General features: G+C 53.9%; 1 protein-coding gene. It reads right to left on the bottom strand.

Annotated features, from left to right (window positions below):
* Positions 1 to 31: 31 nt before the first annotated feature.
* On the bottom strand, positions 32 to 369 hold a 338-nt coding region (locus A37A_RS21645), incomplete at its 5' end, for a transposase (protein WP_231363950.1).

Here is a 369-nt window from a genome sequence, read left to right as displayed (position 1 = left end):
CGGAAAACGAGGCGAGCTTGGCAATCCGCCGTCAAGGAGGATCGACGAAGTCGAAGTGTCCTTGACGGCAATTCGCCCGGACACAAAATCCGCCGAAGACGGATGGCAAGAACATCGTTTCTTGCCATCCCTCAATGGCAAATCTGCCCCCTCCGCCCATTCTATTCAGCGAAGAGCCGAAGCATTCGATGAGGTTTACCCAGGAAGCATGAGTCGGCGTATAGTGAAAGCTGACGTTAGGGTGAAGCCTGAGCCAGTTTCGGGCCTTTTCATTCTTGTGCGTGTTCAAATTGTCCAAAACCACGTAGAGCCGCTGGTCCTCGTAGCGTTTGACGAGCTCGTCCAGAAACGAGAGAAAATCGGCCGAGG

Source organism: Verrucomicrobium sp. 3C (assembly GCF_000379365.1).
Classification (GTDB): Bacteria; Verrucomicrobiota; Verrucomicrobiia; order Methylacidiphilales; family Methylacidiphilaceae; genus Methylacidimicrobium.
This window is presented reverse-complemented; position numbering and strand designations above follow the sequence as displayed.